Genomic DNA, 25,922 nt, shown 5'->3' with positions numbered 1-25,922 from the left:
GGCCATGGCGCGCGGCAAGCTCGAGCCCTATCGCAACAAGCGCGATTTCTCCCGCACCAGTGAACCGGCCGGCAGCGAGGGGGAAGGCGGCAACCGCTTCGTGGTGCACAAGCACTCGGCGACGGCGGATCATTACGATCTCCGGCTCGAACTGGATGGGGTGCTGAAGAGCTGGGCGGTGCCCAAGGGGCCGTCACTTGACCCCGCCGAGAAGCGGTTGGCGGTCCAGACCGAGGATCACCCGGTGGAATATATCGACTTCGAGGGAGTGATCCCCGAGGGCGAGTATGGCGGCGGGCCGATGATCGTCTGGGACACCGGAACGTGGGCGCCCATGGGCGATCCGCACGCCGACCTTGAAAAGGGCGCCTTCAAGTTCCGCCTTGCGGGCCAAAAGCTCGGTGGCGGCTGGATGCTGACGCGGTTGAAGGCGAAACCGGAAGACAAGGGCAAGAAGAACTGGCTGTTCTTTAAGGAACGGGACACCAGCGCCGATCCGGCCCGGGATATCCTGGAAGAGCGGCCGGAAAGCGTGAAGACCGGGCGGCGGATCGAGCAATTGGTAACGCCGGTGCCGGCGCAGCCGGTGAAGCGCAGCAAGCCGCAGCCCGGGCGCGTCAGTGGTGCGGTCAAGGCGCCGATGCCGGACAAGGTGGATCTGCAACTCGCGAGCCCCGCCGATGAACCGCCGGCCCCCTCGCGCAATGCGCGATGGCTGCACGAGATCAAGTTCGATGGCTATCGCACCATGGCTTACCTGTCGGGAGGTTCGGCGCGGCTGATCACGCGTGGCGGGCTCGACTGGAGCCGCCGCTATGGCGACCTGCCAGCGGCTTTCGGGGCGCTGCCGTGCAAGGAGGCCATCATCGACGGGGAGATCGTGGTGCCGGACGCCCGGGGCATCAGCCGCTTCGGGCTGCTGCAGGAGGCGCTCTCGGAGGGGGCGGGTAGCCGGCTGGTTTTCTATGCTTTCGACCTGCTGTACCTCGACGGCTGGGACCTGCGGCAGGTGCCGCTGGTCAAGCGTAAGCCCTTGTTGGCGCAGCTTCTTTCCGGAAGCTTGGGTGGGCGCTCGCCGATCCAGTACAGCGACCATGTCGAGGGGGACGGGACCGGGCTTTACGAGCAGGCGGCGCAGATCGGGCTCGAGGGAATCGTCTCCAAGCGAGCTGATGGACCTTATATCGGGGGGCGCAGTTCGAGCTGGCTCAAGATCAAGGCGCCGCAGGAAAAGGTATATGTAATAGGAGGTTACACTCCCTCCGCAGCGGCGGGAGGCATCGGCGCGCTGGGCATGGGGGAGTGGGTCGATGGGGAACTGGTGTACCGGGGAAAGGTGGGAACCGGCTTCGATGCGGCGACCATGGCGGACCTGCTGCAGCGGCTGGAGGCGTTGCGGATCGAGGACAAGTTCGAGGGTGCACCGCGGGACATTCTGGCGGTGAAACCGGTACTTTCTGCAAAAATCCGGTTTACTAACGTTACCGCCGACGGCCTGATCCGGCACGGTGTGTTCAAAGGCTTGCGGGAAGTGGAACTGACTGCAGCGCCGCAGCAGTCTCGCCAGCGCTTCATCTCCGACGCGGACCTTGCCGGCATCTGGGTGACCAACCCGACGCGGCGATTGTTCGGCCGCTCGGGGCCGACCAAGCTCGATATCGCCGTCTATTATGCCGCGGTCGGCGACTTCATGCTGCCGCACCTGATCGGGCGCCCGGTGTCGCTGTTCCGGTGTCCGACGGGCAGGCCGAACGACTGCTTCTTCCAGCGCCACCCGTTCACCGGGATGCCGACGACGCTGAAAACGGTCGCCAGCAAGACCTCGGAAGGGGAGCCGCAGACCTATCTTTCGGTCGAGGATGCCAAGGGCTATCTGGCGCTGGCGCAGTTCGGGGTGGTGGAGTTCCACGCCTGGGGCACGCGCCGCACCCATATCGAGAAACCGGACCGGGTGATCTTCGACCTCGACCCCGGCGAGGGCATCGAGTGGCGCGATGTGGTCAATGCGGCGGTGCACCTCAGGGGCGAGCTCGAGGCGCTGGGGGTGGTGCCGTTCGTCAAGACCTCGGGCGGCAAGGGGGTGCACCTGGTGGTGCCGATCAACCCCAAGCTCAACTGGAAGACGGCGCATGAGGCGACGGCGCGGATGGCGACGCTGCTGGCGAAGTCGGGGCCGGATACCTTCGTCACCACCATGGGCGCCGAGAACCGCAAGCGGCGCATCTTCATCGACTTCCACCGCAACGCCCGCAGCGCCACGGCGGTGTCGGCCTATTCCCTCCGGGCGCGGCCGCACCTGCCGGCTTCGACGCCGGTCAGTTGGGAGGATCTGGAGTCCATCGACTCTCCGGCTGACCTCAACTACTCTTCGCTTCCAGGTTTGTTAACCACTGCGGGAGACCCGTGGGCGGAGATTAACGAGTCCGCACGCGACCTTCCCACATGATTACTGCCCGGTTGCACGTAGTAAGCGCGTTGAGGAGGCGGTCATGGCTCCACGAGCCAGTTGGAAGGGGCATCTGCGTCTGAGCCTGGTGAGCTGTGCGGTGAAGCTGTTCCCCGCCACGAGCGCCTCCGAGCGCATCAGCTTCAACCAGCTCCACAAGGACACCCACAATCGTATCAACATGAAGCCGGTCGACCCCGAGCTGGGGCTGGTCGAGCGCTCGGACCTGGTGCGCGGCTACGAGTACGAGCCCAAGCAATACATTATCGTCGAGGACAGCGATCTCGAGGCGGTGCGGATCGAATCCAACCACACCCTCAACATCGAGGCTTTCGTCGACGAGAGCGAGGTGGACGTCATCTACCAGGACTCCCCCTACTACCTGGCGCCGGACGGGGCGATGGCCGAGGAAACCTTCATCGTGCTGCGCGAAGCCATGCGCCGCAGCGGCAAGGTGGCGATCGCGCGGCTGGTGCTGTCGAGCCGCGAGCGGGTGGTGACCATCGGCGCGCGCGACAAGGGCATGTTCGTGACCACGCTGCGCAACCCCAACGAGGTGCGCGGCACGGCCGAGTATTTCGACAGCATTCCGGTCGGCAATCCGGATCAGGAGATGCTGGATCTCGCCCAGAAGCTCATCGACCAGAAGGTGACCGACTTCGATCCGCGCCAATACGAGGACCGCTACGAGGCGGCCCTGATGTCGATGATCAAGGAGAAGTTGAAAGGCCACAAGCCGATCATCGCAGCGGCGCCCGAACGTGGTAACGTCATCAACCTGATGGATGCGCTGAAGGCGAGTCTGGGTGAGGCCAAGCCGGCCGCCAAGAGCAAGCCGAAGGCTGCACCCAAGCAGGCGGCGCCGAAGGAGTCCGCGGCCAAGGTGTCGCTCAAGGCGGCCGTGGAAGCCAGCAAGGCAGCGGCCAAACCGAAGGCGCCACGCAAAAAGGCGTAACGCATGACTGCACATGGCGAGAGCTACGGGGTGATCGGGGCGCTGCAGGCCCTGCCGCTGCGCCTCGCTGCTCGCCGGATCGACGCCATGGGCGGGCGGCTGCACCGTTCTCTGATGCGCGGCACGACCGTGGCCGTGTTCGGGCGCAACTTGCTGCTGCGCAGCGATGCAGCCAGTATCGAGGCCAAGGTTGCGGCAGCCCGTGAGGCCGGGGTGCGGCTGTTGAGCGAGAACGGGCTGCTGCGCGCCATGGGCACGCTGCCGGCGCTGCCGCCGGCGACGATTTCGCGGGACTCTGTGCTCGAACAGTCCCGGCTCGACTCCATTGTGTTCGACCTGCTGGCGCTGTTCGACGCCTTCGAGCACCATGCGGAGCCATTCTCCTTTCGCGACGTGATCCTCGCCCGCAAATATGCCGGTCTGCTCGCCAGCGGCGCGGACTGGCATGCGATCGCGCGGGCCGTGCACAGCATCGGACCGGTGGGCTCGCTGACGGCGCTGACGCTCGACGTTGCCGGGCCGGACCGGATCGTGGCGCGGGACATCCATTCGCGCGCCGAACTCAACGGGCAGCGCTTGCTGCCGCTCGAGGACCCGGTCGAAGACGCCGAGGACTATTTCGGCCATGCCGAAGTGGCGGAGGAGGCAGAGTTGTTTGCCGAGGCCGCAAGGCTCTACGCCCATTGCGTCGCCATCGACCCGACCGATGCGACTGCCGCCTTCAACCTCGGCAACTGCCTGCGCCGCCTGGGTGACCTGGAGGGCGCCATGGAGGCGTATGCGACGGCGCTGAAGCGTGACCGGCTGTTCGTTGAAGCCTGGTTCAACCAGGGGGGCGTGCTGCGGGAGATGGGGCGCATCGAGGCAGCCCGGCAGCATCTGGCGACGGCCGTGCGGATCGACCCGGACTATGCCGATGCGGCCTACAATCTCGGCGCGCTGGAATACGAAGCCGGCGATCTGAGTGCCGCCCGGCAATACTGGCTCAAATATCTCGAGCACGACTCGACCTCGGACTGGGCGCGTCGTGCCCGTGCCGGGGTGGGGCTCGCCGACCGGCTGGCGCGGCGGACGGCAAGCTGAGATGACGACGGAATTCCTGTTCGACGGCTCCGAAGACGCGCGGGTGACGCTGCTGCTGGCGCATGGTGCAGGCGCACCGATGGACTCGGCCTCGATGAACGCGGCGACCAAGGCGCTGGCGGCACAGGGCTTCCGTGTCGCCCGCTTCGAGTTCGCCTATATGGCGAGCCGGCGGACTTCTGCCGGCAAGAAGCCCCCGCCCAAGGCGGAGACGGTGATCCCGGAATACCTGGCAGCGGTGGAGGATCTGGGCCCAACCAACGGGCCGCTGATCATCGGCGGCAAGTCGATGGGCGGGCGCGTCGCCAGCATGGTGGCCGATGCGCTGTTCGATGCCCGCCGGATCAGTGGCCTGCTGTGTCTCGGCTACCCATTCCACCCGCTGGGGCGGCCGCAACAATTGCGCACGGCGCACCTGATCGAGCTCAAGACGCCGACACTGATCTGCCAGGGCACGCGCGACGAGATGGGCGATCGCTACGAGGTCGGCGAGTACGGCCTGTCGGACAGTATCGAAGTGTTCTGGCTCGAGGACGGCGATCACGACCTGAAACCGCGCAAGGCGATTTCCGGCTTCTCGACCGCCGATCACCTCAGGGCCATGGCGGAGAAGGTGGACGAGTGGGCGTCGCGCCTCGGCTCGTGAAGATCGCCACCTACAACATCAACGGCATCAACAAGCGCCTGACCAATCTGATGGACTGGCTGGCTGACGCGGCGCCCGACGTGGTGTGCCTGCAGGAGCTCAAATGCACGGACCGGATGTTCCCGGTCACGGCGCTGGCCGATGCCGGGTACGGTGCGGTGTGGAAGGGCCAGTCGAGCTGGAACGGGGTTGCGATCCTCGCCAAGGGCGCCGACCCGGTGCTGACGCGGGATGAACTGCCGGGGGATCCGGGCGACCAGCAAGCGCGCTATATCGAGGCGGCGGTCAACGGCGTTCTCATTGGCTGCCTCTATGCCCCGAACGGCAATCCGCAGCCGGGGCCGAAGTTTGACTACAAGCTGGCCTGGACCGAGCGGCTGCTGGCGCACGCAGCCGAGTTGTGGGAGACCGGCCTGCCGGTGGTGCTGGCGGGCGACTACAACATCGTGCCGGAGCCGCGCGACATCTACCCGACCAGTTCCTACAAGGACAATGCGCTGGTGCAGCCGGAAAGCCGCGAGCTGTTCCAGCGTCTGCTGGCGCAAGGCTGGACCGACGCCATCCGCAAGCGCTTCCCCGACGAGACCGTCTACACATTCTGGGACTATATGCGGCAGCGATGGGAGCGGAATGCCGGGCTGCGGCTCGACCATCTGTTGCTCTCGAAAAAGCTGTTGCGGCGGCTCAACGGCGCGGGTGTGGATCGCGAGGTGCGGGGGCGCGAAGGGGCGAGCGATCACGCGCCGGTGTGGATTAGCTTGAAGCACCAGTAGTTTCGCGCAGCGATAACGTGCTTGAGTGCTGCGGCCCATCCACCGCGCCAACGCAGCACCAGAGCAGACCATGCCCTATCCCGACCTCATCCAGCCCGAACTCGGGGCTTATCGCAGCAGCGTCGAGACGCCGGCCGATTTCAGCGCCTTCTGGGACGCCACCATCGCCGCGGCGAGAACTGCCGGTGGGGCAGTGGAGATGGTGCCCGCCAAGACCAGGCTGAAGCTGGTAGAGGTCTTCGATGTCACCTTCCCCGGCTTCGACGGCCAACCGGTCAAGGGATGGCTGTATCTCCCCCGCGAGCGCAAGGGGCGGTTGCCGCTGCTGGTTCAGTATGTCGGCTATGGCGGCGGGCGCGGCTTTCCGCACGAGAACCTGCATTGGGCAGCCTCGGGGTATGCCCATTTCCGCATGGACACGCGCGGCCAGGGCAGCGGGTGGAGCACCGGGGCGACGGCTGACCCGGTGGGGACCACACCCTCCATTCCCGGCATGATGACCAAGGGCGTGCTGGCCAAGGAGGACTACTATTATCGCCGCGTGTTCACGGACGGGGTGCGGGCAGTCGACGCCATGCTGGGGCAGGACTTCGTCGATCCGGATCGGGTGGCCGTCTGCGGCGGCAGCCAGGGCGGCGGCATCGCGCTGGCGGTGGCGGGGCTGCACCCGGCGGTCAAGGCGGTAATGCCCGACGTGCCTTTCCTCTGCGATTTTCCGCGGGCGCTGCAGAAGGCGGGGCGCGACCCCTATCTCGAGATCGTTCGCTTCCTCGCCCAGCATCGCGACAAGGCTGATGTCGTGCTCGAGACGCTGCGGTATTTCGACGGGGTCTGCTTCGCCCGACAGTCACAGGCGGAAGCGCTGTTCTCGGTGGCGCTGATGGATGACGTCTGCCCGCCGTCGACGGTGTATGGCGCCTATCAGGCCTTCGCGGGCAAGAAGACGATCGTTGAGTACGACTACAACAACCACGAAGGGGGCGGACCTTTCCAGGACGCCCGGCAGATGACCTGGCTGGGAGAAAGATTCCAGCCCTGATTCGACCATCTTTGCGCGTCCGCAGGAACCACCGTCTGGTCTCTCCGTTGCAGGGGCAGTCCCCCCTCTGACCTGGAGAACGACACAATGGCTACCGAAAAGACCCTTGAAGATCTCTTTCTCGACACCCTCAAGGACATCTACTACGCCGAAAAGCAGATCCTGAAGACCTTGCCGAAGATGGCCAAGGCGGCCGAGTCGGATGAGGTCCGCGCCGGCTTCGAGCAGCACGCTCAGGAAACCGAAGGCCAGATCGAGCGCCTCGAACAGGTGTTCGAGATGATCGGGAAGGCTCCGCGCGGCAAGACCTGCGAGGCCATCCTCGGCATCATCGACGAGGGCAAGGAAATCATGCAGGAATTCAAGGGCACGCAGGCCCTGGATGCCGGTCTCGTTTCCTCGGCACAGGCCGTCGAGCACTACGAGATCGCCCGCTATGGCACGCTGAAGACCTGGGCACAGCAGCTCGGCCTCAACGATGCCGTCAAGCTCCTGGACCAGACCCTGCAGGAAGAGATCGCCACCGACAAGAAGCTGACCCAGGTGGCTGAAGCCAGCGCCAACCAGAAGGCGGCGTAAGCGCATCTCTGTTGTGGGGCGGCACGGCGACGATGCTGAAAAACTCGAGCCTCGCCGAGGCGATCCGACGGACGGCCTATTTCCTGTGGGAACAGGATGGCCGTCCGGAGGGGCAGAGCTTTTCCTATTGGGTCAAGGCCAAGGAAATGCATCAGCGCCAGCTCGCCTATGACAAGTGGCTGGCCGAGGGCACGCCGATCGGGCGCGCCGAGGCCAACTGGCTGGAAGCCGCCGAAGAGATCGAAGACGACAAATAGAAACGGGCCCCGCGGGGCCCGTTTTCACATCCGGGATGTGCCGGATCAGTCCTTGGCGCGCTCGACGTAGGAGTTGTCCTCGGTGAGGATAACGATGCGGGTGCCGGTGCCGATATGGGGCGGCACCATCACGCGCAGGCCGTTGCTCAGCGTCGCCGGCTTGTAGGAGGAGGAAGCGGTCTGGCCCTTCACCACCGGCTCGGTGTCGATGATCTCGAGCGTCACGCGCTGGGGCAGTTCCATGGAGAGGGCGACGCCCTCATGGGTCATCAGGTGCACCTTCATGCCATCGGTGAGATAGGGCGCCTGATCGCCGATGACGTCCTTGGGGACGGTGATCTGCTCGTAGTTTTCGGGGTTCATGAAGTGGAACCCTTCGCCGTCCTCGTAGAGGAAGTCGTATTCGCGGTCGTCCACGTCGGCCTTTTCCACCTGCTCGGTGGTGCGCCAGCGCTCGGAGACCTTCACGCCATCGACGATGCGGCGCATGTCGACCTGGGTGACCGAGGCGCCCTTGCCGGGGTGGATGTTCTCCGCCGTCAGCACGACATAGAGCTTGCCATCCTGTTCGACGACGTTGCCCTTGCGGAGCGACGAGGCGATGACCTTGACCATGAATTCTTCCTTGTTCGTATCGGCAGCGCGTCGTAGAGGCTGGACCGTCCCCGCGCCGGCATCTGGTTGTCGTGCGCCCGATACCGCATTCCACGCAAATCCGCCAGACTCGACGGCGACAAAGGTCAAATGAACCCTGTGCGCTCCAGCCCTGTTTCGCCGTGGTGGACGCCGGCGGTGCATGCCGACCGGCGGCCGATCCTGGTTGCGCGCAACCGGATCGAGGCGGCGGTGCGGGCCTATCTCGCCGAGCGGGATTTTCTGATCGTCGATCCGCCGGGGCTGCAGCGCTCGCCCGGCAACGAGACGCATCTGCATGCCTTTGCCACCGAGATGATCGGCAATGACGGGGTGGGGCAGCGGCGCTATCTCCATACCTCGCCCGAATTCACCATGAAGAAGCTGCTCGCTGCGGGGGAACGGCGGATCGCGAGCCTGCAGCATGTGTGGCGCAATCGCGAGCGCAGTGCGCTGCACCATCCCGAGTTCACCATGCTCGAATGGTACCGGGCGGAGGAGCCGTATGATGCGGTGATCGCCGATTGCGTGGCGATCATCCGGCTGGCGGCGGAGGTTACCGGTGTCGAGCGGTTCAGCTTCCGCGGGCGGGAATGCGATCCGCGGGCCGAGGTGGAGCGGGTGAGAGTGGCGGAGGCGTTTCTGGCGCATGCCGGCATCGACCTGTTGGCGACCATGGACGCCGAGGGGGTGCCGGACGGGGAGATGCTGGCGGCTCAAATGCTTGGGCGCGGGTTGGAGGTGCCGGAGGACCGGAGTTGGAGCTATCTCTTCAGCCGGATCCTGGTCGAGAAGGTGGAGCCGCGGCTGGGCAATGGCCGCATCACCGTGCTTGACCGCTATCCGGCGGCCGAGGCGGCGCTGGCGCGGCGGGTGCCGGGCGACCGGCGGGTCAGCGAGCGCTTCGAGATTTATGCGGCGGGGGTGGAGCTGGCCAATGGCTTCGGCGAACTCACCGATCCCGAGGAGCAGCGCCGCCGTTTTGCCGCCGAGATGAACGAAAAACAACGGCTCTATAACGAGACCTATCCGCTGGATGAGGACTTCCTCGCAGCACTCGCGCTGATGCCCGACGCGAGTGGGGTCGCGATGGGGTTCGACCGGCTGGTGATGCTGGCGACAGGCGCGCAACGCATCGAGCAGGTGCTGTGGGCACCGGTGGCGGAATGACCCTGCGCTCCATCGAGGACCTGGCGGCGGCGGGGCTGACCGAGCGCGATCCGGCGCTGGAGCAGGTGGCGGAGCGCTATGCGGTGGCCGTCAGCCCGGCGCTGGTAGAGTTGATCGACCGCGGCGATCCTGACGATCCGATTGCGCGGCAGTTCGTGCCCAGCGTCGAGGAATTGGTGACTCAGCCTCAGGAGCGCGCCGATCCGATCGGGGATCTGGCGCATTCGCCGGTGGAGGGGATCGTGCACCGCTATCCCGATCGGGTGCTGCTGAAGGCGGTGCATGTCTGCCCGGTCTATTGCCGCTTCTGCTTCCGGCGCGAGATGGTGGGACCGGCGGGGCTGGGGACGCTGACCTCGGCCGAACTCGACGCTGCGATCGGCTATATCGCGGCGCATCCGGAGGTGTGGGAGGTGATCCTCACCGGCGGGGATCCGCTGGTGCTGTCGCCGCGGCGACTCGAGGCGATCATGCGCCGGCTGGCCGAGATCGAGCACGTCAGGGTGGTGCGCTTTCACACCCGGGTGCCGGTGGTGGAGCCGGAACGCGTCGATGCGGCGATGGTGGCGGCGCTCAAGGCCAGCGGCAAGGCGACGTATTTGGCCGTCCACGCCAACCACAAGCGCGAGTTCAGCCCGGCGGCGCGGGAGGCCGTGGCGCGGCTGGCCGATGCCGGGGTGGTGCTGGTCAGCCAGTCGGTGCTGCTCAGGGGCGTCAACGACGACGTCGAGACGCTGGCGGCGCTGATGAAGACCTTCGTCGAGAACCGCATCAAGCCCTACTATCTGCACCATCCGGACCTGGCGCCGGGCACCAGCCATTTCCGCCTCGGTATCGAGGAAGGACAGAAGCTGGTGGCGGCGCTGCGGGGCCGAATCTCGGGCCTGGCGCAGCCAACCTATGTACTCGACATCCCCGGTGGGCACGGCAAGTCGGTGCTGGGGGAAAGCGCGGTCACCCGTGGCGACGGCTGCTTCACCATTCGCGACTGGCAGGGACAGGAACACCGCTACACCGGTGAATGACGCATTGCCGGCTTCCCTCGCTCCCGTCACACTGAGCGACATGGCAGAGATCGGGCACAATGGCGGGCCACCGCTGGACGAGCCGGCACATGAGTGGGGCAACGGCCCCTTCGGCAAATATTTCGAATGGAAGGCGGCGGTTCACGACGCCTACCATGGCATCCCGGTCGAAATCGCGGTGATGCGCGCCTGCCGCGCGGCCAAGCTCGGCCTCACCTATGAGGAATATGCGCTCGAAATCCTCGAGCGCGGCCGGTTTCTCCAGGCCAGCGATACCGACCGCATCCTCGAGATCAAGCGGCGGCGGGAGCTCTAGTCGGGGCTGCCGCTGATGCCGCCGACCGTGTTGCCGATGCCCGGCTCGGGCGTATCGTCATTGAACTCGGCATTGGCCTTCCGGTTGGTCTTCTCCACCTCGGAAGCCGTTTCGCCATCATTGGGTGTCTGCCGGCCTTCGCCGTTGAAGCGGCGGTTGGCCTCCTCGTTGGTGCGGCTCACCTGCTGGTCGTCGGGTTTGGTCATGGTGCTTCTCCTGGCTCTGGGAGAGCAACGCAGCGATCCCTGTCATAGTTGACGGCAGTCTCGCTGCCGGCGGCGGATCAGCCCTCACGATAGATGTCGAAGGGGCCGATCGCCTGCGTCGTTGCCATCATCTGGATCTTGTTGACGTTGACGTGCTCCGGCAGCGAGGTGACCCAGAAGATCGATTCGGCGATGTCCTCGGCGGTCATGGCCTTGGTGCCGGAATAGGGTTTGGATGCCTTGTCCTCGTCGCCCTTGAAGCGGACGAGGGAGAATTCGGTCTCGGTCAGGCCCGGCTCGATGTCGGTGACCCGAACGTTCTTGCCCTGCAGATCGGAGCGGAGATTGAGGGCGAAGTGGCGCACGAAGGCTTTGCTGGCGCCATAGACGGAACCGCCGGGATAGGCGAATTCGCCGGCGACGGAGCCGAGCGTGACCACATGGCCGCCGCCGCGCTCGATCAAGCCGGGGAGCAACAGCCGGACGGTGTAGACGAGGCCGGAGATGTTGGTGTCGATCATGGTCTGCCAGTCGTCGAGGTCGGCCTCGGCAGCGGGTTGCAGGCCGAGGGCCAGACCGGCATTGGCGAGCACCACGTTGATGCCGTCGAACGGCGCCGGGATTGCGGCGATCGCCCGCTCCATCGCGGCCCGGTCGCGGACGTCGAGCTCGATGATGTGGCAGTTGTCCGCCCCGAGCTCCTGCTGCAGCGCCTCCAGGCGATCACCGCGGCGGCCGGTGGCGATCACCTTGCCACCGGCCGCCACATAGCGGCGGGCGGCGGCGGCGCCGAAGCCGGAGGTGGCGCCGGTGATGAAGACAACGAAGCGGGTAGGATCGAGAAGCTGGTACATGCGGGTACTTGCGGTTGGGGAGACCACAAGGGTGCGTCGGCGGGCGAGGGGCGTCAACCTCTGAGGGGCTAGTAGTCGCGCTCGTAGAAGACACCGAGGCTGGTGTCGCCGTCCTGGCCAGCCGAGCCGCGCACGGTGAGGTCGTTAGTGACGTCGAGGTTGATGTTCACCCGGCTCTGCCCGTTCGCCCCGGCGGTGACGCCAAGGTAGACATTGTCCTGGATATAGGTGCCGGCCTGAACCGCGAGATTCCCCTGGTCGTCGGTGACGACGTCGAGATCAGCGAGACCGGCGGCACCGCGCAGGCCGTCAACCAGACCACCACCACCGCCGCCGACGAGTTCTCCAGCCGCCGCAGCGAGGCGGACCAGTTGGAGCGGCGAGAGTTCGTCGAGGGAGCGGTTGAAGATCAGCCGGCTCAGCACTTCATCCTGCGGCAGTGGCGGGTTGGAGGTGAAGCTCACATCCACTTCCGAGACGCGGCCGGAGACGGTGACGAACACGGTGATGCCATCGCCCTCGGTGCGGGCGACGAGATTGAGGAAGGGATCGAGGTCGCCGACAAGGGTGACGGTGCCGGATTCGAAGGTGATGCGCTGGCCGAGGACAGACAGGCGGCCGCGGATCAGCGAGAAGCCGCCGACCGGCTGGATGTTGTTGACCGGACCGGTGAGGCGTACCGACCCGCCGGCTTCGGCATCGAGGCCGCGACCGCGAATGAAGACCTGGTTCGGCGCGTTCAGCGTGACGTCGAGCAAGAGGCCGGCGGGACGGGTCTGCGGCACCGGTGCGCCGGGAGCGGTGTCGATGCGGGCGCGGTCGAGGGTGATGGCAACGGGGCGGGGGGTGTTGCGGTGGTCGACATCGATCAGTTGCGTACCGCCGCCGAAACTGTTGGGCACGGTGATGTCGGCGCGCTCGACCAGCACATCGCCGCTGAGGAGCGGATTGCCGGCCAGGTTGCCGGTGAGGGCCAGGTCGCCGGAGAGTGTAGCGACGAACAGGTTGCCGTCGGCATAGCGGGCATTGCGGAGCGCCAGGGTCAGGTTGGCGGGGAAGCCGCCGGACAGCCCGATCGAGCCGGACGCCGACACCGTGCCGCCGGTCGCAGAGCTGCCGCTCAGGCGCTGGATGACAAGGTTGGTGCCGTCGAGCGTGGCGCTGCCGGAGACGCCGACCAGACGCAGGTTCAGTTCAGGGTCGACATAGCCGGCGCCAGTGGTGGACACGGTGCCGCCGAAGGTGGGGCTCGTGAGGCTGCCGCCGACGCGGGCATCGAGGTCGAGGACGCCGCTGAGCTGCCCGCCGCGATCGGCAAGCCAGCGGTTGCCGAGCGCGAGTGGCGCCGAGCCGGTGAGGCGGAGGTCTAGACCGCCACCGGAAAGGGGGACGCTGCCGGAACCGGAGAGGCTTAGTCCTCCACCGCCTTGGGCCGAGAGGGCGGCGAGCTGGACGGTGCCGCCGGCATAGGTGCCATTGGCCGTGGCGGAGACGTTGTTGACCCCGAGATCGCTAAGCGCCGCGGCGTTGACGCCGCTGGCGGAGGCTTCGAAGCGAACTTGCGGGTCGGACGAGGCGCCGCTGATGCTGGCACGGCCGCTGAGCGTGCCGCTCAAGGCGAGATCGGGCGCGAAGGCATTGGCCACCGAGAGCGGCAGCGACTGGATGTCGGCGGTGATGTCGAGCGTGCTGCCGGCGGTGCCGGTGGCAGTGATCGAGCTGGAGCCGACATCGAAGCGGATGGCGTCGAGCTGGACGCTCTCGCCGATCACTTCCAGGGTGGCGGGCTGGGCCAGCCGTGCCGAGAGACTGCCCTGGTCGAGGTCGGCGCGCTCGAGGGCGAGGCGGAAGCCGTTCTCGACCGGGGCCAGCGAGCCGGCGACGTCGAGATCGGTGCCGGTGGCGAGCCGGGCCTGGGCGTCGAAACTGGTGGCGCCGCCGGTCTGGCTGGCGCGGGCGGTGAGGGTTTCCACCGTGACCCCGCCGGCCACCACGTCGGTGGCGGAGGCGCTGCCGTCGATCGCGGGGACGCCGAACAGGTCGGCGACGGTAGCGCTGACGTCGGCGGAGCCGATGCGGATCGCGTCGAGCCGGAGCGACGAAACATCGGCGCGCACGGTGGCCGACTGCCGGTCATCGGTGGCGGCGAGGGTCACGTCGGCATTGATGGCGCCTTCGGCATCGAGCAGCAGCAAGGCGGCAGGGATGGAGACATCCGGGGAAACGAGCGACAGCGAGCCATCGAGCAGGCCGGTGGCGGCCGTGCGGGTGACGGCGCCGGTGACGCGGGTGCCAGCGGCCTGGAAGTCGATCTGGCTCAGCGCCAGGGCGTCGCTGTCGGCGGCGAGGCTGGCGGACAGAAGCGTGCGGTAGCCATCGAGCGCGGCTTCACCGGAGATGGTGCCGGTGAGTCCGGCATCGGTGGTGCTGCCATCAAAGCGCAGGGTGGCATCGCGCAGGGCGCGATCGACAAGCTGGCCCTCGGCGATGGTGCCGACCAGCGAGAGGTCGACAATGCCCTCTTCGCCGCGGGCCGTGCCAATGACACGGACGGCGCCGGAGGCGGCATCGGTGACCAGCGCCAGGTCGGCGAGATCGAGGGTGAAGCCGAAATCGGCGACCGCCGAAGCGTAGGTGCCGTCGGCGGTGAGCTGCAACTGCTGGTTGCCGAGGCGGAACGCGTCGGCTTCGAGGCCGGTCTCGGTGCGGGCAATGCGGCCGGAGAGTTCAACCGTGCCTTCGAGCAGGCGGTCGGCCACGGCATCGTCGATGCTGAGACCGGTGCCGGTGCCGTCGAGCACGAGATCGAAGCCGCCGCTCAGCGGCTGGATCAGGCCAGTGGCGTCGAGCGACAGGGCGCCGTCGAGGTCGCGACCGGCGAGGCCGGAGAAGGGAGAAATACTGGAGGTTTCGAGGCCGATATCGCCCTTGAAGTCGAACCCGTCCAACTGCCCCGTCAGGGCGGCGGTGAGGTTGGCGCCGGCAATCCGAAGTTCAGCCAGTTGCACCGGCTCGCCGGCATTCCACAGTCCGGCGATGCCGAGGCCGATGCTGTCGCCGAGGGCCGCTTCGACTTCCGGACTGGCGGCGATGCCGGAGAGGGCGCCATCGCCGTTGAAGGTGAGGCGGCGGGTAGCCGGATCGGAGAGATTGGCCGCGACGCCGCCGAGGTCGAAGCGGAGGGTGTCGGCGGCGAAATCGGTGCTTTCGAAGCCGGAGGCGGCGAGCGTGGCGGACCAGGTGTCGCCGGCTTCGGTGCCATAGTCGATCGACAGCTGGGCCGAGCCGATGCGGGTGGCGGCGCCGGGGACGGGCAGGGTGACGGCAGCACCGCTCGGATCGGCGATGACCGCGTCGAGATCGAGGCGCGTGAGGAAGTTGTCCGCCGTGGTCGCCGCGCTACCGGACACGGAGAGCTGCCCGCCGCTGAGGCGGAAGGCGTCGACGGTGAAGCCGCCCTCGGAGCGGACCAGGGCGTCAGCCGTCAGCGCGGTTTCGGCGCCGAAGAAGGGACGGTAGGGCTCGGCGATCAGGGTCGAGAGCGGCCCGCGGAGGTCGGCATCGACCGTGTAGCCTTCGGCGACCTGACTGATCGTGGTGGTGCCGGCGAGCGCCGTCTGGCCGTTGGCAGCGAGGGTCAGATCGGCCTGCAGGTCCGAGACCGGACCGCTGCCGGTGAGGGTGAGCGAGACGGCGGGGCGCCCCTCGATGTTGAGCAGGTTGGCGATGACGCCGTTCTCGGGCTCTTCCAGCACGAAGCCGAGGTCGAGGACGTTGGTTTCGGCCAGGTAGTCGAGGTCGAGGTCGAGCGTGCCGCCCGGGCCGTCGAGACGGACGATGTCGAGACTGGCGTCGAGATTGCCGCTTTCGAGCTGCAAGGCACCGGCGAGGGAAATCTCGGAGCCGAGGCCGAACACGTTCTCGCCGAAGGTGACCGTCGGCACGCTCAGCTCATTGAGGATGATGGCGACCGGGAATTCGGGGATCTGGAAACTGCCGGCTTCCGGCGCCGGAAGGTTCGGCTGGTCCGAGGGGACGGGGTTGCGGAAGTACTCGATCGAGTCCGCGGTGAGCGAGTTCACCTCGAGCCGGCCGAGGAAGAGCGCGGCCTGGTTCCAGTTGAGGCTGGCATTGTTGACGCGGAGCCAGACGCCATCGGCATCCGAGATGGTGATCTCGCGGACCGAGACGTTGGAGCCGAGGATGCCGTCGATGTTGGAGAGCCGGATCTGGCGCTCCGGGGTCGACAGGCGGTCCTGGACGAAGTTGGTCAGCCAGTCCTTCTGCTCCTCGTTGCTCATGGCGAGCACGTCCTGCTGCCCGACAGCGGGGGCGGCAAGAGCCAGCGTCGCCGCCGACAGCGTGGCGAGGGTCAGGGCGCGGAGAGGGGTGGTAAACCTGGGCATCAGAAGGCCTGCCCGATGCCGACATAGACGGCGTAGTCCGGATCGCCCGCCCGCTTGTTGAGCGGAATGGCGAGGTCGGCGCGCAGCGGGCCGAAGCCGGTCTCGTAGCGGACGCCGATGCCGGCGCCGAGGCGGAGGTCGGTGATGGCGGGAAAGACGTCGGCGGCGACATAGCCACCATCGACGAAGCCGACGACGCCGATGTCTTGGGTGACGCGGGCGCGGGCTTCCACCGAGCCTTCGAGCAGGTAGCGGCCACCGGTGATGTTGCCATTGCCGTCATCGACGCCGATGGAGCGGTAGCCGTAGCCGCGAACCGAGCCGCCGCCGCCGGCAAAGAACAGCTTGTCGGGCGGGATCTGGTCGAGCGACGGGCCGACCAGTGCGCCAGCCCGCAAGCGGCCGGCGAGCACGAACTGATCGTCGTCGCCGAAGCCGAAATAAGTGCGGCCCTCGACCACGAGGCGGGCCTGCGGGTTGCCGTAGACGAGTTCGTAATAGGGCTCGAGGGTGCCCTGCAGGTACCAGCCTTCGGTGGCGTTGGTGGGGTTGTCGCGGAAGTCGAGCGTGGCGCTGCCATAAAGGCCGAGCACGGCGAAGTCGCGGGTGCCGAAGACGTCGTCGAAGCGGTTGCGCTCGAACTGGGCACCGGCCTCGAAGGCGATGTGGTCGCTGAGAACGTGGTTCAGGCCGGCCCGGGCGCTCAGCGAGGTCTCGGTGTAAGTGGGGTAGATGCTGCGCTCGGCCGAGACGGCGGCGATGAAGTCGGTGTCGGGGGTGAACACGCCGGGCTTGGTGAAGGTGCCGCCGAAGAAGTAGTCGAACTGGGAGGTATCGACGGGATAGCCGATGCTGGCGACACGGGCGTCGAGCCGCAGCCGCTCGGCGCGGCCGAAGAGATTGCGCCAGAGGTGGAAGGCTTCGACGCCGAGGCCGTCGACGCTGGAATAGGTGGCGCCGACGCCGAAGCGGCGGCCGGGCAGTTCCTGCACGATGGCGGTGAAGGGCAGCAGGCCATCGGGTCCGACATTCTGCGCCGCTTCGAGGCGGGCGACCTGGAAGACTTCGAGGCGGTCGAGGCGCTTCTGGGCCTGCTCGATCTCGTCGGGATCGTATTCCTCGCCGACGGTGAGGCCAGTCATCCAGGCGACGAATTCGGGGTCCATGCGCTCGTGGCCGGTGACCGACACCGCGCCGAAGGCAGCGCGGGGGCCGGGATCGACCACGAGGGTGACGTCCACGGTGTTGGTGGCGTGGTCGGCAACGACGTCGCGGCTGGCCACGGCGGCCTTGGGATGGCCGAGCTGGCGCCAGGCCTCGAGCGCCAGGCTTTCGGCGCGCAGCACCAGGCCGGAGCGGGCGACTTCGCCGGCGGCAAAGCCAACCTCGAAGGGCGGGTCGACATAGTCGTCGGGGTCGGCCGTCGGTGGCGCCTGGTTGGCGATGGCGAGGCGGCTGAAGCGGAATTCGGGACCGGGATCGACGGTGATCACCACCGGCACGGGGTCGGGCAGGGAGACGTCGGGCGGCAGGGTGGAGGCTTCGCGGCCGCCAACGCTGATGCTGACGACCGGACCATAACGGCCCTCGCCGTACATGGCGGCGACGATGCGCTGGTAGTCGCCGCGGGCGGTGGCGAGCAGACCGGCGGCGCCGGAGGCAGGATCGGCGGAATCCTGGACCAGGGTGGAGGCCCGGCGGACAACCCCTTCGAGATCACCGTCGCCGGCAATCACCACCTCGATGGTGTAGGGCTGCGGATCGGCGATGACGGCGTCTTCCGTCTCGTCTTCGAAGAAACGGAAGCCGAAGATTTCGAACGCGGCGGCAGGGGCCGCCAGAGCAAGTCCGACGGCCAGGCACACAGCGCTGATACTCGTTACCTGCCTTGCGCTTCGCAGTTGACTCGGTCCCGCCCTTGATGCTCCGCCCGGAAGCAGAAGCCGCATTCCATCACGCGGGCGAGAAGATTTCGTTAAGCAGCTCGCCCAGCTCGCTCGTGCTGCCACAGAGGCGGCACGAGCGTGGTGAGTTTAGGGCGGGCTGGCGAACGATCATAGCCTTTGAGGCAAAATCATTCTGCTTCGGCCCGCTACCGATGCCTTGGGAACACACTCGGAGCGGCAGCGGACTAGTTGGCGCCGCCCACCTTTGCCGCCTTTTCCGCGTCCCACCACCAGATGGTGGGGAAGCCGTTGCTGAACTCCGGCAGCGGGTCGGGGCGGCCGAAGCGGTCCCAGCGGGCATAGCGGCTGTTCTGTGCCATGTAGGTGGGCACGACGTAGTGGTGGTGCAGCAGCACGCGATCGAGGGCGCTGGTGATGGCGAGTTGCGTCTCGCGATCATCCGGGGCGACCAGCAGCTCGATCAGGGCGTCGATGCCGGGATCGGCAATGCCGGCATGGTTGCGCGATCCCTGCTGGTTGGCCGTGGATGAGCCGAAGAAGAAGCGCTGCTCGTTGCCCGGTGAGAAGGATTGCGCCCAGCTCCCGTAGATCATGTCGAAATCGAAGGTGCGCAGGCGCTCGATATATTGCGCGCCGTCGACGATGCGGATGGTGGCGGCGACGCCGATCAAAGCGAGGTTGTCGACGAGGTTCTGCGCCACCGGCTCGATGGTCGGGCCGTTGAGCAGGATCTCGAAGGCGAGCTGGCGCCCGCTGGCGTCGACCAACTGGTTGCCATTGAGGGTGTAGCCGGCAGCGTTCAGCAGTTCGAGGGCGCGGCGGAGATTCTCGCGGAGCGCTGTGTCGTTTCCGGCGACGGGGTTGGTGTATTCCTCGGTGAAGACCGACTCCGGGACGAGCTCACGGACGCTTTCGAGGATCTCGAGTTCCTCACCCTGTGGCAGGCCATCAGAGGCAAAGGGCAGGCCAAAGAAGTAGCTGTCGACCCGGTAGTACTCGCCGTAGAACAGGGTGGCGTTGAGCTGCTCGAAGTCGAAGGCATAGTTCAGCGCCTCACGGACCCGCTCGTCCTGGAAGATCGGTCGGCGAAGGTTGGGCACGAAGCCGACCATGGCACCACGTCCGGCGAAATCCTGCGGGAAGCGTTCCATCACGATGCGGCCTTCGCGCACAGCCGGGAAGTCGAACTGCGTCGCCCAGCGACGCGCGGAGGCTTCGAACCACCAGTCGAACTGATCGGCCTTGAAGGCCTCGAACTGCACCGTCTCGTCGAGGAAGAACTCGATGCGGTACTCGTCGAAATTGTTGGTGCCGATGCGGGTTGGGTGATCGGCTCCCCAATAGTCCTCGACCCGCTCATAGACCATGGTGCGGCCAGGGTCGAACTCGGCAACGCGATAGGGGCCCGAACCCATGGGCGGCTCCAGCGTCGAGCGGGAGATGTCGCGCTGGTTGCCCTCTGCGTCGGTGCCTTCCCACCAGTGCTGCGGCAGCACCAGCACCTGGCCGAGGATGTGCGGCAGTTCGGCATTGTCGGTGGTGTTGAAGGTGAAGGTGACCTCACCGGGCGCGGTCACCGCGACGCTTTCTACGTCGGCATAGTAGCCGGCGTAGTCGGGGTCGAGTTCGATGGTCTTGTTGAAGGACCAGACCACGTCTTCGGCCGTGACGGGCTCGCCGTCATGCCAGCGGGCATCGGGGTTCATGCGGAAGGTGACGGAGCCATAGTCGTCGGCCACCATCATCGCCTCGGCCAGCAGGCCATAGTGGGTCGACGACTCGTCTAGCGAAGGCGTCATCAGCGTCTCGTACACCAGCCCGAGGCCCGAGGCCGGCTGGCCTTGTGGCAGGATCGGATTGAAGGTGTCGAAGCTGCCCTGATTGCCGATCCGGACCGTACCGCCTTTCGGCGCATCGGGATTGACGTAGTCGAAATGGGCGAAGCCCTCGGGATATTTCGGCGCCTCGACCAGGGAGTCGCCGTGCAGCCACACACCGGTCGGGCTCTGGCCGGCGGCCGGGAGGGCGAGTGCCACGGCAGCAAGGCCGGCAAGGAGGAAGGAGGCGAGCTTCATGATGGTCTCCGCAGGCTTTCGGGCAAGACTAGTCCGGTTCGGGGGCCGGTGACAGGGTTTCGATGGGCGCGAGGCCGAAGGCGGCTGTCATCAGTTCGCGGGTGTAGGGATCCCGCGGGTCGGAGAAGATGGCCTCGGTCGGCCCCTGTTCGACCACCATGCCGCTACGCATGACCAGCACGCGGTTCGCGAGGGCTCGCACCACGCGGAGGTCGTGCGAGATGAACACGTAGGAGAGGTTGCGGCGCTGCTGGATCTCGCGCAAGAGGTCGACGATCTGCGCCTGGATGGACACGTCGAGCGCCGAGGTCGGCTCGTCGAGCACCACCAGCCGCGGCTCCAGAACCAGAGCGCGCGCGATGGCGATGCGCTGGCGCTGGCCGCCGGAGAATTCGTGCGGGTAGCGATTGCCGGCAGCCGGATCGAGGCCCACCTCGGTGAGCGCCGCGGCGACGCGGCGGTCCCGTTCGGCCCTGGACAGTTCGCGGCGGTGAACGCCAAGGCCCTCGCCGACGATCTCGGCCACGGACATGCGCGGGCTGAGGGAGCCGTAAGGGTCCTGAAACACCACCTGCATTTGGCGGCGCAGGGGACGCAGGGCGCGGGCGGAGCGATCGTGGATGCGGTTGCCGAGGATGACGATGCTGCCGGTCGAGGGCAGCAGGCGGAGCAGGGCGTAGCCGAGCGAGGATTTGCCGGAGCCGCTTTCGCCGACGATGCCGACGGTCTCGCCCTCGCGGACGGTGAGGTCCACGCCGTCAACGGCGCGGATATGGCCCACGGTGCGCCGGAAGAGGCCACGCTTGATGGGATACCAGACCTTGAGGTCGCGGGTTTCGGCGACGACCGGTGCATCGGCGGCAGGGATCGCGGCAGTACCGCGCGGAGCAGCGGCGAGCAGATGCCGGGTATATTCGTGCTGCGGGCGGGAGAACACGTCGGCGACCGGCCCCGTCTCAACGATCCGGCCATCCGTCATCACCGCCACCCGGTCGGCGAGGCGGCGGACGATGCCAAGATCGTGGGTAATGAACAGCATGGCCATGTTGCGCCGCTGCTGCTCGGCCTTGAGCAGCGCCAGGATCTGGGCTTCGACGGTGACGTCGAGCGCCGTGGTGGGTTCGTCGGCAATCAGCAGTGCCGGGTCGTTGGCGAGCGCCATGGCGATCATCACGCGCTGGCGCTGGCCGCCGGAGAGCTGGTGCGGGTAGTCCTCGAGGCGCCGTTCGGGGTCGGGAATGCCGACGCTGCGGAGGAGTTCGACCACCCGGACGCGGGCGGCATTGGGCCGGAGCCCCTGATGCACCGCCAGCACCTCTCCGACCTGCCGGCCGACGGTGTGCACCGGATTGAGCGAACTCATCGGCTCCTGGAAGATCATGCCGACGCGGTTGCCGCGAATGCCCCGGAGGGACGGCTCGGTGGAGGCGGCGAGGTCGGTGCCTTCGAAGGAGATGAAGCCAGCCACATGCGCCTGCGGCGGCAGCAGGCGGAGGATGGAGGCGGCGGTGACGGACTTGCCGGAGCCGCTTTCGCCCACCAGCGCCAGCGCCTCCCCAGGCTTTATCTCGAAGCCGACGCCGTGCACCACTTCGGTTTGGCCGAAGCTTATGGTGAGGTCGCGGACGGTGAGCAGGGGGGCGGTCATGCGAAGGTCTTGCGCGGGTCGAAGGCGTCGCGCACCGCCTCGCCGATGAAGACCAGCAGCGTCATCATGGTGGCGATGGTGACGAAGCCGGTGATACCGAGCCACGGCGCCTGCAGGTTGTTCTTGCCCTGAGCCAGCAACTCTCCCAGCGACGGGGAGCCGGGCGGCAGGCCGAAGCCGAGCAGGTCGAGCGAGGTCAGAGTCACCACCGAACCGGACAGAATGAAGGGCATGAAAGTGAGCGTGGCCACCATGGCGTTGGGCAGGAGGTGTCGGGCCATGATGGCGAGGTTGGAGACGCCGAGCGCGCGTGCGGCGGCCACATACTCGAAGTTGCGGGCGCGCAGGAATTCGGCGCGTACGATTCCGACCAGCGATACCCAGGAGAACAGCAGCAGGATGCCGAGCAGCACCCAGAAGCTCGGGGTGATGACGCTCGAGATGATGAGGAGGAGATAGAGGGCGGGGATCGAGGTCCAGATTTCGATCAGGCGCTGGCCCAGCAGGTCGACCCAGCCGCCGAAATAGCCCTGCACCGCACCGACGAACACGCCGACGACGGAGGACAGGATGGTGAGGATGAAGCCGAAAAGGACGGAGATACGGAGGCCGTAGAGAAGCCGGGCCAGCACATCGCGGCCGCGATCGTCGGTGCCGAGCCAGTGGAAATTGCCCCAGTGGCAGTTCGGGTCGGCCGTGCCCTGACGATATTGGGCGCAGATCTGGTCACCGGAGAGCAGCCAACTCGGTGGCGTGGCGCCGGGACCCGGCTGGTAGCGGTCGATGGTGCCATAGCTGAAGCGCACGGGCGGCCAGATGGCCCAGCCATTGGTCTCGATCTCGTTGGCGATGTAGTCGCTGCGATAGTCCGGCGTGGCGAGGAAGCCGCCGAACTTGGCTTCCGGGTAGTTCACGAACACCGGGAACAGCAACTCGCCCTTGTAGGAGGCGACGATCGGCCGGTCGTTGGCGATGAAGTCGGACGCCATGGCAACGAGGAACAGCGCCAGGAACAGCCACAGCGACCACCAACCGCGGCGGTTGGCGCGGAAGTTCTGCCAGCGCCGGCGGTTGAGCGGAGAGAGGCGGCGGTTGCGGGGCGTTTCGAGGGCGGCGGCCTCGGCCATCATCTCGGTCATACGGCGCGGCTCTCGAAATCGAGGCGCGGGTCGATCCACATATAGGCGAGGTCCGACAAGAGGCTCAGCACCAGCCCGATCAGCGAGAAGATGTAGAGCGTCGCGAACACCACGGGGTAGTCGCGCTGTGCCACGGACTGGAAGCCGAGAAGGCCGAGCCCGTCGAGCGAGAAGATGGTTTCGATGAGGAGCGAGCCGCCGAAGAAGGCGCCGACAAAGGCGACGGGGAAGCTGGCGATTACCAGCATCATGGCGTTGCGGAACACGTGCCCGTAGAGCACCTGCCGCTCGGTCAGCCCCTTGGCACGGGCGGTGGTGACGTATTGCTTCCCGATCTCGTCGATGAAGCTGTTCTTGGTGAGGAGCGTGGTGGTGGCGAAGGCGCCCAGACCCATGGCGATGATCGGCAGGGTCAGGTGCCACAGGTAGTCGAGGATCTGCTGCCACCAGGGGAAGCTCTCCCAGCCGGGCGAGGTGAGGCCGCGCAATGGGAAGATCTGCAGGAAACTGCCGCCGGCGAAGAGCACCACCAGCAGGATGCCGATCAGGAAGCCGGGAATGGCGTAGCCGATGATGACGATGGTCGAGGACCACACATCGAAGCGCGAGCCGTCGCGCACCGCCTTGCGGATGCCGAGCGGGATGGAGACGCCATAGGCGATCAGCGTCATCCACAGCCCGAGCGAGATCGACACCGGCATCTTTTCGAGAATGAGGTCGATCACCGAGATGTCGCGGAAATAGCTGCGGCCGAAATCGAAGCGCAGGTAGTTGCCGATCATGGTGACGAAGCGCTCGAGCGGTGGCTTGTCGAAGCCGAACTGCTTTTCGATGCGCTCCACCAGTTCCGGGGGCAGGCCCTGGCTGCCACGGTAGCCACTGCCCTGACCACCCTGAGGGATGCCGGCCGCGTCGCCCTGGCCGCTGCCGGTGAAGCGGTCCATGAAGCTGGAGTTCTGGCCGGAGAGGTTGGCGAGCGCCTGTTCCACCGGCCCGCCGGGCGCGAACTGGGTGATCACGAAGGAGACGGCCATGATGCCGAACAGCGTCGGGATCATCAGCAACAGGCGGCGAAGGATATAGGCGCCCAATGACCTCTCCAGCCTGCAAATCAGCAGGTTAGCTCAAGAGGCAGTGCAACACTTCGATGACGGATTGGCAAGGGCGTGGGGCGGGGAATGGGTACGTATACGCGACCTTCGCCCCAACCGCAGTGTCATCCCCGCGAAAGCGGGGATCCATCTTGAGATCTCAGGATGGGCCCCGGCTCAAGGCCGGGGTGACATCGTGCTTGTGGACGGTTCCGGTGCCTGAACCGGCTCAGATATGGATCGCGCCGTCGCCCAGCATCAGCGCGGCTTCGCGGATGGCTTCCGACAGGGTCGGGTGGGCATGGGTGGTGCGGGCGAGGTCTTCGGAGGAGCCGGAGAATTCCATCAGGACGGTCAGCTCGTGGATCATCTCGCCGGCGTTCTTGCCGATGATGTGGGCGCCGAGGACGCGGTCGGTGTTGACGTCGGAGAGGATCTTCACGAAGCCCTGGGTCGCCAGCATGGCCTTGGCACGGCCGTTCGCGGTGAAGGGGAACTTGCCGACCTTGTAGTCGATGCCCTCGGCCTTGAGTTCGTCCTCGGTTTTGCCGACGGTGGCCACTTCCGGGTTGGTGTAGACCACCGCGGGGATGGCGCCGTAGTTCACGTGACCGGCCTGGCCGGCGAGGATTTCGGCAACCGCTATGCCTTCGTCCTCGGCCTTGTGGGCCAGCATCGGGCCGGCGATGACGTCGCCGATGGCATAAATGCCGTCCACCGAGCTCTTGTAGTGCGCGTCGACGCGGACGCGGCCGCGCTCGTCCAGGGCAACGCCGACGAGGTCGAGACCGAGGCCGTCGGTGTAGGGCTTGCGGCCGATGGCGACGAGCGCGACATCGGCGCCGAGTACCTCGGCGTCACCGCCCTTGGCTGGCTCGATGCGAACCTTGAGGGCGCCGTTCTCGTCGCGATCGATGCCGGCGACCTTGCTGGACAGGCGGAACTCCATGCCCTGCTTTTGCAGCATGCGCTGGAACTGGCGGGCGACTTCGCTGTCCATGCCGGGCAGGATACGGTCGAGATATTCGACCACCGTGACCTGCGCGCCGAGGCGCTGCCAGACCGAGCCAAGTTCGAGGCCGATGACGCCGGCGCCGATGACCAGGAGCTTGGACGGGACCTGTTCGAGGCTGAGCGCGCCGGTGGAAGTCACCACCTGCTTCTCGTCGATCTCGATGCCGGGCAGGGAGGCGGAGACGGAGCCCGTGGCGATGACGATGTTCTTGGAGCTGATCTCCTGCTGCGCGCCGGACTGGGGCGTCACCAGCACCTTGCCGGCTGCCGGGATAGAGCCGATGCCGCGGAAGACGGTGATCTTGTTCTTCTTGAACAGGTAGTCGACGCCGCCGACATTGGCCGCCACGGTGTCGGCCTTGTGGACCATCATCTGGCCGAGATTGAGCTGCGGGCGCGGCACGTCGATGCCGAGCTGCTGGAAGCCGTGGGTGGCCTCCTCGAGCAGTTCGGAGGCGTGCAGCAGGGCCTTGGAGGGGATGCAGCCGATGTTGAGGCAAGTGCCGCCGAGCGTGGGCCACTTTTCGACCACAGCCACCTTCATGCCGAGCTGCGCGGCGCGGATGGCGCATACATAGCCGCCGGGCCCCGAGCCGATGACGGTAAGGTCGAAACTGTCTGCCATGGTGAAGAGTCCCGGTGTGGTGCGAACGGTTTATG

The 25,922-nt window shown here is 66.7% G+C and carries 21 protein-coding genes; 11 read left to right on the top strand and 10 right to left on the bottom strand.

From position 1 onward, the window contains the following. The first annotated feature begins 4 nt into the window (after positions 1-4). The 8 genes from ligD (at position 5) to ACFSX5_RS04350 (ending at position 7,778) form a co-directional block, all read left to right on the top strand. Positions 5-2,446, top strand: a complete 2,442-nt coding sequence (ligD, locus tag ACFSX5_RS04385) for a DNA ligase D (RefSeq protein ID WP_386832075.1) — start codon at positions 5-7, stop codon at positions 2,444-2,446. Positions 2,447-2,489: 43 nt separating this feature from the next. Further along, on the top strand, positions 2,490-3,401 hold the full coding sequence (gene ku / locus ACFSX5_RS04380) for a non-homologous end joining protein Ku (protein WP_386832074.1): 912 nt from the start codon (positions 2,490-2,492) through the stop codon (positions 3,399-3,401). A 3-nt stretch (positions 3,402-3,404) separates the two neighbouring features. After that, a complete protein-coding gene (locus ACFSX5_RS04375; RefSeq protein WP_386832073.1) occupies positions 3,405-4,484 on the top strand; it encodes a tetratricopeptide repeat protein in 1,080 nt (359 codons plus the stop codon). Position 4,485: 1 nt separating this feature from the next. Then, positions 4,486-5,130 carry an alpha/beta hydrolase family protein gene (locus ACFSX5_RS04370; RefSeq protein ID WP_386832072.1) on the top strand — a complete coding sequence of 215 codons (645 nt, stop codon included), beginning with the start codon at positions 4,486-4,488 and terminating at the stop codon, positions 5,128-5,130. After that, positions 5,127-5,903: an exodeoxyribonuclease III gene (locus ACFSX5_RS04365; RefSeq protein ID WP_386835572.1), complete on the top strand. Its 777-nt coding sequence runs from the start codon at positions 5,127-5,129 to the stop codon at positions 5,901-5,903. The genes ACFSX5_RS04370 and ACFSX5_RS04365 overlap by 4 nt, the downstream gene beginning before the upstream one ends. 70 nt (positions 5,904-5,973) lie before the next feature. Further along, on the top strand, positions 5,974-6,942 hold the full coding sequence (locus ACFSX5_RS04360; protein WP_386832071.1) for an acetylxylan esterase: 969 nt from the start codon (positions 5,974-5,976) through the stop codon (positions 6,940-6,942). A gap of 87 nt (positions 6,943-7,029) precedes the next feature. After that, on the top strand, positions 7,030-7,521 hold the full coding sequence (locus ACFSX5_RS04355) for a YciE/YciF ferroxidase family protein (protein WP_386832070.1): 492 nt from the start codon (positions 7,030-7,032) through the stop codon (positions 7,519-7,521). A 32-nt stretch (positions 7,522-7,553) separates the two neighbouring features. Further along, positions 7,554-7,778, top strand: a complete 225-nt coding sequence (locus tag ACFSX5_RS04350) for a DUF2934 domain-containing protein (protein ID WP_386832069.1) — start codon at positions 7,554-7,556, stop codon at positions 7,776-7,778. A gap of 45 nt (positions 7,779-7,823) precedes the next feature. On the opposite strand, the gene efp is transcribed toward ACFSX5_RS04350, so the two are convergent. Then, positions 7,824-8,393, bottom strand: a complete 570-nt coding sequence (gene efp / locus ACFSX5_RS04345; RefSeq protein WP_386832068.1) for an elongation factor P — start codon at positions 8,391-8,393, stop codon at positions 7,824-7,826. A 129-nt stretch (positions 8,394-8,522) separates the two neighbouring features. On the opposite strand from efp, the gene epmA reads away from it, so the two are divergent. Genes epmA through ACFSX5_RS04330 form a run of 3 tightly spaced genes read left to right on the top strand, consistent with a single transcriptional unit; the run spans position 8,523 to position 10,922 of the window. After that, entirely contained in the window at positions 8,523-9,581 is a 1,059-nt protein-coding gene (gene epmA, locus ACFSX5_RS04340; protein ID WP_386832067.1) for an EF-P lysine aminoacylase EpmA, read from the top strand. After that, positions 9,578-10,606, top strand: coding sequence for a lysine-2,3-aminomutase-like protein (locus ACFSX5_RS04335; RefSeq protein ID WP_386832066.1), 1,029 nt, complete (start codon positions 9,578-9,580; stop codon positions 10,604-10,606). Before epmA ends, ACFSX5_RS04335 begins: the two co-directional genes overlap by 4 nt. A 4-nt stretch (positions 10,607-10,610) precedes the next feature. Next, positions 10,611-10,922, top strand: coding sequence for a hypothetical protein (locus tag ACFSX5_RS04330; protein ID WP_386832065.1), 312 nt, complete (start codon positions 10,611-10,613; stop codon positions 10,920-10,922). On the opposite strand, the gene ACFSX5_RS04325 is transcribed toward ACFSX5_RS04330, so the two are convergent. The 9 genes from ACFSX5_RS04325 to lpdA form a co-directional block, all read right to left on the bottom strand. Further along, a complete protein-coding gene (locus ACFSX5_RS04325) occupies positions 10,919-11,128 on the bottom strand; it encodes a hypothetical protein (protein ID WP_386832064.1) in 210 nt (69 codons plus the stop codon). The two genes, ACFSX5_RS04330 and ACFSX5_RS04325, sit on opposite strands and share 4 nt — an antisense overlap. Positions 11,129-11,205: 77 nt before the next feature. Further along, complete coding sequence (locus ACFSX5_RS04320) at positions 11,206-11,982, bottom strand: SDR family NAD(P)-dependent oxidoreductase (RefSeq protein ID WP_386832063.1); 777 nt, start codon at positions 11,980-11,982, stop codon at positions 11,206-11,208. Positions 11,983-12,050: 68 nt separating this feature from the next. Further along, positions 12,051-16,388: a translocation/assembly module TamB domain-containing protein gene (locus ACFSX5_RS04315; RefSeq protein WP_386832062.1), complete on the bottom strand. Its 4,338-nt coding sequence runs from the start codon at positions 16,386-16,388 to the stop codon at positions 12,051-12,053. Continuing rightward, on the bottom strand, positions 16,388-18,253 hold the full coding sequence (locus tag ACFSX5_RS04310) for an autotransporter assembly complex protein TamA (protein ID WP_449240226.1): 1,866 nt from the start codon (positions 18,251-18,253) through the stop codon (positions 16,388-16,390). The genes ACFSX5_RS04315 and ACFSX5_RS04310 overlap by 1 nt, the downstream gene beginning before the upstream one ends. Positions 18,254-18,519: 266 nt before the next feature. Next, positions 18,520-20,370: an extracellular solute-binding protein gene (locus ACFSX5_RS04305; protein WP_386832060.1), complete on the bottom strand. Its 1,851-nt coding sequence runs from the start codon at positions 20,368-20,370 to the stop codon at positions 18,520-18,522. Positions 20,371-20,398: 28 nt separating this feature from the next. After that, entirely contained in the window at positions 20,399-22,018 is a 1,620-nt protein-coding gene (locus tag ACFSX5_RS04300) for an ABC transporter ATP-binding protein (protein ID WP_386832059.1), read from the bottom strand. Further along, positions 22,015-23,157, bottom strand: a complete 1,143-nt coding sequence (locus tag ACFSX5_RS04295) for an ABC transporter permease (protein ID WP_386832058.1) — start codon at positions 23,155-23,157, stop codon at positions 22,015-22,017. Before ACFSX5_RS04295 ends, ACFSX5_RS04300 begins: the two co-directional genes overlap by 4 nt. Continuing rightward, positions 23,154-24,248: a microcin C ABC transporter permease YejB gene (locus ACFSX5_RS04290; RefSeq protein WP_386832057.1), complete on the bottom strand. Its 1,095-nt coding sequence runs from the start codon at positions 24,246-24,248 to the stop codon at positions 23,154-23,156. The genes ACFSX5_RS04295 and ACFSX5_RS04290 overlap by 4 nt, the downstream gene beginning before the upstream one ends. A 229-nt stretch (positions 24,249-24,477) precedes the next feature. Continuing rightward, a complete protein-coding gene (gene lpdA, locus ACFSX5_RS04285) occupies positions 24,478-25,887 on the bottom strand; it encodes a dihydrolipoyl dehydrogenase (protein ID WP_386832056.1) in 1,410 nt (469 codons plus the stop codon). Positions 25,888-25,922: the final 35 nt, after the last annotated feature.

Origin of the sequence: Devosia albogilva (genome assembly GCF_042685625.1) — a bacterium.
In the GTDB taxonomy this organism is placed as follows: Bacteria; Pseudomonadota; Alphaproteobacteria; order Rhizobiales; family Devosiaceae; genus Devosia; species Devosia albogilva.
The sequence above is the reverse complement of the archived record's forward strand: the minus strand, read 5'-3'. Positions and strand labels throughout refer to the sequence as shown.